The sequence below is a fragment of the Mycobacterium sp. genome, from assembly GCF_035603715.1.
Lineage (GTDB): Bacteria > Actinomycetota > Actinomycetes > Mycobacteriales > Mycobacteriaceae > Mycobacterium.
Genome location: NZ_DATNJW010000630.1, coordinates 1 through 5,953 on the forward strand (window position 1 = coordinate 1; position 5,953 = coordinate 5,953).

At 64.8% G+C, this 5,953-nt stretch carries 8 protein-coding genes; 7 read left to right on the forward strand and 1 reads right to left on the reverse strand.

The features are described 5' to 3' along the window. Positions 1 to 635 (forward strand): HD domain-containing protein (locus VN856_RS25615; protein ID WP_325694546.1); only part of this gene is annotated, 635 nt, incomplete at its 5' end. Between the two features lie 17 nt (positions 636 to 652). Then, the gene (locus tag VN856_RS25620) at positions 653 to 1,360 is read left to right on the forward strand and encodes a nitroreductase family protein (RefSeq protein WP_325694547.1); all 708 of its coding nucleotides are present in this window, start codon (positions 653 to 655) and stop codon (positions 1,358 to 1,360) included. A 13-nt stretch (positions 1,361 to 1,373) separates the two neighbouring features. On the opposite strand, the gene VN856_RS25625 is transcribed toward VN856_RS25620, so the two are convergent. Next, complete coding sequence (locus VN856_RS25625) at positions 1,374 to 2,114, reverse strand: dienelactone hydrolase family protein (RefSeq protein ID WP_325694548.1); 741 nt, start codon at positions 2,112 to 2,114, stop codon at positions 1,374 to 1,376. A gap of 42 nt (positions 2,115 to 2,156) precedes the next feature. On the opposite strand from VN856_RS25625, the gene VN856_RS25630 reads away from it, so the two are divergent. The 5 genes from VN856_RS25630 to VN856_RS28955 all read left to right on the forward strand — a co-directional run. Beyond that, entirely contained in the window at positions 2,157 to 2,957 is an 801-nt protein-coding gene (locus tag VN856_RS25630) for a thymidylate synthase (protein WP_325694550.1), read from the forward strand. Further along, positions 2,954 to 3,439 (forward strand): dihydrofolate reductase, encoded by a 486-nt coding sequence (locus VN856_RS25635; RefSeq protein ID WP_325694551.1) that lies wholly within the window; start codon positions 2,954 to 2,956, stop codon positions 3,437 to 3,439. The genes VN856_RS25630 and VN856_RS25635 overlap by 4 nt, the downstream gene beginning before the upstream one ends. Positions 3,440 to 3,534: 95 nt before the next feature. Further along, positions 3,535 to 4,269: a cell division protein DivIVA gene (locus tag VN856_RS25640; RefSeq protein WP_414687049.1), complete on the forward strand. Its 735-nt coding sequence runs from the start codon at positions 3,535 to 3,537 to the stop codon at positions 4,267 to 4,269. Between the two features lie 21 nt (positions 4,270 to 4,290). Beyond that, the gene (locus VN856_RS25645; protein WP_325694553.1) at positions 4,291 to 5,526 is read left to right on the forward strand and encodes a winged helix-turn-helix domain-containing protein; all 1,236 of its coding nucleotides are present in this window, start codon (positions 4,291 to 4,293) and stop codon (positions 5,524 to 5,526) included. Positions 5,527 to 5,807: 281 nt separating this feature from the next. After that, the coding region (locus VN856_RS28955) for an ATP-binding protein (RefSeq protein WP_414687050.1) at positions 5,808 to 5,953 on the forward strand (146 nt) is incomplete at its 3' end.

Sequence of the window (5,953 nt, forward strand, 5' to 3'; positions counted from 1 at the left end):
TCGAAACCGTCGCCGGCATCCGCGTACCCGATAGCGCGCTGGCGCGCGAGGTCACCGAGTTCATCCGAGACGCCGAAGACGACTTGCTGTTCAACCATTCCCGGCGGGTGTACTTCTTCGGTGCACTGCAGGGTTTTCGCCGCGGACTGCAACCCGACCTCGAATTGCTTTATGTCGGAGCGATGTTTCACGACCTCGGGCTGACCGAGCGCTACCGCACCTCCACCATCCGCTTCGAGGTCGACGGCGCCGACGCGGCACGCGACTTCTTGACGCGGCATGGCGTTGACAACGCCGACGCCGACAAGGTCTGGCTCGGAATCGCCCTGCACACCACGCCGGGGGTGCCCGAGTTCATGGCACCCGAAACCGCGTTGATTCAAGCAGGTGTCGTTGTCGACGTGCTGGGCCTCGGCCGCAGCGATCTCGCTCCGGAAGCCCAGGCCGCGGTGACCGCCGCCCACCCGCGTCCCGATTTCAAGAACCGCATCCTGGCGGCTTTCACCGACGGCATGAAGCACCGCCCGGAGACCACCTACGGCACCATGAACGCCGACGTGCTCGAGCGCTTCGACCCCACCTTCGTGCGCGACAACATGGTCGAGCACATCCTCAACGGCAGCTGGCCGGAATAGCGGAACGGAGTAGGCACATGGAGATCTACGAAGGCCTGTACACCACCAGGATGATGCGGCGGTTGCGGCCGGATCCGATTCCGTTGGACACCCAGGCCCGCATCCTGGATGCCGCCGTTCGTGCTCCCAACGGGGGTAACACCCAACGCTGGCACTTCGTGGCCGTTGACGACCCGAAACTCATCCGCGAGTTCGCCGGGCTGTTTCGACAGGCCCGCGCTTTGGAATACGAGAAGTTCAAGACGGGGACAGGACCGATGGTGGCCCCGGCTCCGGGTATGGATCACGCCGCTCACGCCGAAACCATGCGCCGAATGAAGGGCTCGGGGGACTACCTCGCCGACCACTTCGAGGAAATCCCCTTGCTGCTCTTCGTATTCGCCATCGACGACCTCGGCGGTGCCAACATCTACCCGGCGATTTGGAGTGCCTTGCTCGCCGCCCGTGCCGAGGGCGTCGGCGGCGTCATGACGATGGTGCTCCGCAATTTTGCGGACAAGGTGAACGAGTTGCTGGGCGTGCCCGTCGAGGAAGGCTGGACGATGTCGGCCATGCTGACTCTCGGCTACCCGCGGGGCAAGTGGGGTGTAGCGGCCAATCGCCGTCCTGTGCACGAGGTTTCGTCTCGAAACGGCTGGGGCAAACCGTTCGGTCTCCAAGTACCGCAGCCGCTGTGGCCGCCGCATCAAGACGATGCTGCGACCGGCCTGGCCGAGGCGGGATGAATCGCCTCCCGAGCTAGCCGCCCAGGTTCGCTCCGAACACCTCGCGCATCGCCGTCCAGTGCCGCTGGGCGGCGTCGGCGTCGTAGGACCCGTTGTCCGGCACGGCGTACCCGTGTCCGGCGGCATAGGTTTCGATTTTGTGCTCGACGCCGGCCGCGGTCAGGGCCTTCTCCAGCTGCTCGGCGTGGTCGTCGGTGAACGACGCATCGTTCTCCGCCCCGCCCACATAGACGACGGCCTGGATCTGGTCGGCCCGCAGATGCGGGCTATCGCTGCCGTCGGTGACCAACCCACCGCCGTGGAACGATGCCGCGGCCGCCACCCGGTCTGGAACAAGCCCGGCGACGGTCAACGCCGCGCGACCGCCCATGCAGTAACCGGTGATGCCGAACGTGGTGCCGCTGACTTCGGGCCGAGCACTCAGGTAGTCGAAGTACGCGTTCGCATCCGATGCCCAGCCGTCGGGGCTGATGCTGCCGATGAACGACATCAGGCGCTTGCGCTCGTTGTCGTCGGTGAACGCGGTCTTCATGTCGAACGGTGCCCAGTCACCCTGACGGTAATACACGTCCGGAAGTAGCACCGCGTACCCGGAATCGGCCAGCTTAGCGGCCATGTCGACGAAGGTCTGCCGGAACCCGCCGGCGTCGGGAATCATGACTACGCCCGGCCACGGGCCCTGTCCCTCGGGGGTGAAGAGGCGGACCGGGCAGGAGCCATCGGGGGTGGTGACGGTGTCGCTGATATTCGGCATGCCATCCGTTCTACTCCCCGGGTCTGGACGTATGGTGAACGCGTGCCGATCGTGACGCCGTACGAGGATCTCTTGGGTCTGGTGCTCGAGCAGGGCACAGCCAAATCCGACCGCACCGGCACCGGTACCCGCAGTTTGTTCGGCCATCAGATGCGGTTCGACCTGTCGTCGGGTTTCCCGTTGATCACCACCAAAAAGGTGCATCTGAAGTCGGTGGTGTACGAGCTGCTCTGGTTTCTGCGCGGTGACTCCAACGTCGGCTGGCTGCGGGAGCACGGGGTCACAATCTGGGACGAATGGGCAAGCGACACAGGCGATCTCGGTCCGGTGTACGGGGTGCAGTGGCGATCGTGGCCCACCCCGTCCGGCGAGCACGTTGACCAGATCACCTCGGCGCTGAACCTGCTGCGGACCGATCCGGATTCGCGGCGCATCATCGTGTCGGCGTGGAATGTCGGCGAGATCCCGCAGATGGCACTGGCGCCGTGCCATGCGCTGTTCCAGTTCTACGTGGCCGACGGCCGGCTCAGCTGCCAGCTCTACCAGCGCAGCGCCGATCTGTTTCTGGGCGTGCCGTTCAATATCGCCAGCTATGCGCTGCTGACCCACATGATGGCCGCGCAGTCCGGCCTGGGTGTCGGCGACTTCGTCTGGACCGGCGGCGACTGCCATATCTACGACAACCACGTTGAACAAGTCACCGAGCAGCTGAGCCGCGATCCGCGTGCCTACCCGGAACTTGTTTTGGCTCAACGTGATTCGATCTTTGATTACACCTACGACGACGTCGTTGTGAAGAACTACGATCCACACCCGGCGATCAAAGCCCCCGTCGCTGTATGAGTGGACTCGGCCTGATCTGGGCGCAGTCGACGTCCGGAGTGATCGGGCGCGACGGCGATATCCCTTGGCAGGTACCTGAGGACCTGATCCGCTTCAAGGAGCTCACCGTCGGCCACACCGTGGTGATGGGCCGCCGCACCTGGGATTCGCTGCCGGCGAGGTTTCGGCCGCTGCCGGGACGCAGAAATGTCGTACTGACCCACCAAACTGACATGATCGCCGACGGCGCTACCGTGGTGCACAACCTCGATGACGGATTGACAGATCCGGACACCTGGGTGATCGGCGGCGAGCAGATCTATACGCTGGCACTGCCGCGGGCCAGTCGGTGTGAGGTCACCGAGATCGACATCGAGCTACCGCGCGATGACGGTGACGCGGTGGCCCCGGTGCTCGACGAGATGTGGGTCGGCACGCCGGGAGAGTGGCAGACCAGCAGCGCGGGTGTGCGCTACCGGTTTCATAGCTATAGCCGCAGGTAGAGCGCGTCTCGGCACGTGCCGCATAACGGTGACATACTCGTCGTGGGAGCCGATTCCGGCGGCTTCAGCAGGAGTTTTGGAAGGGGGAATTTGCAGTGGAGCCCGAATCCGCGAGAACGTTTACTCGGCGTTTCCTGGGCTACGAACCGGCCGCGGTCGACGCCTACATCGAGATGCTGGCCACAAAGCAGAAGTTGCTGCTCGACGACGTCGAGAGCCTGAGGACCCGCCTGAAGGGCATCGACGTTGAAGCGGCAGCGCTGCGCACTGAGGTCGACCTCCTGACGGAGACCTCACCGTCGCCGCACGCCGTGCAACAGCGGATGGCGAAAATGCTGCGAAGCGCGGTCGACGATATCTCCGAGATGCGGGCTGAGGCGAAAGCCGAGGCGGCGGCGCTGGTCGCGGAGGCCAAGGCCGAAGCGGAGGCTGAGCAGCAGAAGCACGTAAAACTTTTGGCGGACCTTGGCGAGCAGTTGAAATCGAGAGAAGCCGAGTACGAGAGAGCCAAGGAAAAGCTCGGCGCCGAACTCGACAGGATGAGCGCTGAAACTCAATCGGCGATCGCTGCGGCGTGGCAGGACGCTCAGGAGGAACGTGAGCAGCTTCTGGCCGACGCCAAGCTGGAGGCTGATCACTATCGTGAGCAGGCCCGGCAGGCGGTCGACCAGGCGAGTCAGCAGCGAATCGAGGTCCTGGAGCGGTTGATGGGCGTGTACCGGGACCTGGAATCGGTTCCGGCCACTCTTGAATCGGCTTACCGAGAACTCAAGGACGCCAACGAGGCGAGCGCTGAGTCGCCATCGGACCAGAAAGTCAGCGTTAACTGAGCCCGCGATATTCTCGGGGCCGTGACCCGGCTTGTTAGGCTGACTTCCGCCCACGCGCGGCGGATAGCCGTTGCCGCCCAAGGGTTTAACGAGCCGAGACCGCAGCGCGCTGTCACCCGAGCGCATCTGCGCCGGCTGATCTCGCGGATCCAGGTGCTGCAGCTCGACTCGGTGTCGGTAGCGGTACGGGCTCACTACGCGCCGGTGTTCAGCCGGCTCGGGCCTTACGACCGAGACGTGTTGGACCGGGCGGCGTGGGCCCACAGCACCCGCTCACCCCGGCTGCTGGTGGAGTACTGGGCGCACGAGGCTGCATTGATGGCTATCGACGACTGGCCGCTGATGCGCTGGCGGATGCGCCACTATCGGCACGGCCGATGGGGCACCCACATCGTGAAAGCCAACCCGAAGCTCGCCGACAAAATCGTTGCCGCCATCGCTGAAATCGGGCCGAGCACCGCCGGGCAGATCGAGGCGTATCTATCCACCGCGCCGCGCGGTCCCAGGGGAGATTGGTGGGGGAGCCGCAGTGACACCAAGTGGGTCGCCGAGGCGTTGTTCGCCGCCGGCACCCTCACGACGGCGACCCGGGTCGGGTTCGCCCGGCATTACGACCTCGCCGAAAGAGTGCTGCCGCCAGAGGTGCTGGCCCGCGAGGTCAGCGAAGACGACGCGGTCCGAGAGCTCACGTTGCGGGCCGCCACCGCGCTGGGCGTCGCGACCGAGGCCGACATCCGCGACTATTTCCGGCTGGCCGCCGGGCAGGCCAAGCCGGCGATCGCCAAGCTGGTGGCCGACGGCGAACTGGAAAGGGTGGACGTCGAGGGCTGGTCCAACCCGGCGTATCTGGTTGCGGGACAGACCATTCCGCGACACGACCGCGGCACGGCGCTGCTCTGTCCGTTCGACCCGCTGATCTTCTTCCGTCCGCGGGTCGAGCGACTGTTCGGGTTCCACTATCGGATCGAGATCTACACACCGGCCAACAAGCGGCAATACGGCTACTACGTGTGGCCGTTTCTGCTCGACGGGGAGCTGGTGGGACGGGTCGACCTCAAGGCCGATCGTTCCGCGGACGCATTGCAGGTCGTGGGAGCGTTCGTCGAGGATGGTCGTCCACCGTCGCGGGTGGCCGAAGCGCTGGCCGGTGAATTGCAGACGATGGCGGGCTGGCTGGGATTGACCGGCGTGACGGTGGGTAACCGCGGCAATCTGGCCGGCGAACTTCGGGCCGTCGTTGGCCTCGCGCCTTACTAGACCGTTAACTACGCTGAGCGGATGCCGTGCGAAACACTGCTGGGTGACATAGTTTAAGAATTTGGGCCCTTTGCTGTGCTGACTCCCTGCGCGCTCGAGAAGTTTGTGTCATCGCGAGCGTTCGGCCCGGACAAACCCTACGATAAGTCGGACACTTCGTCTGAGAATAGGACCCGGCTTGCTTCTCAGCTCGCGATTTATGTGCCACGTCGTCTCTCCGACGGCGCCCGTCACGATGGCCTTGGGCCGTGACTACCCCAGTACTTGACTTCGACGGCCGCGTGGTCGACCGGCGAGAGGAGATCGCCGAACTTCGAGCGGCGGTGGAAGAGGCCGGACGGGCCGGCGGAGGATGCACGCTGCTCAGTGGAATCTCGGGGGTAGGCAAGTCGACGCTGATGCAGGCCTTCGGGGCAGAGATCTCCCG

What these genes read in the sequence shown, in the direction of transcription:
- VN856_RS25625 (WP_325694548.1), bottom strand. Translation starts at nt 2,114, where the DNA reads ATGCCGAATATCAGCGACACCGTCACCACCCCCGATGGCTCCTGCCCG.
- VN856_RS25635 (WP_325694551.1), top strand. Translation starts at nt 2,954, where the DNA reads ATGAGTGGACTCGGCCTGATCTGGGCGCAGTCGACGTCCGGAGTGATC.
- VN856_RS25620 (WP_325694547.1), top strand. Translation starts at nt 653, where the DNA reads ATGGAGATCTACGAAGGCCTGTACACCACCAGGATGATGCGGCGGTTG.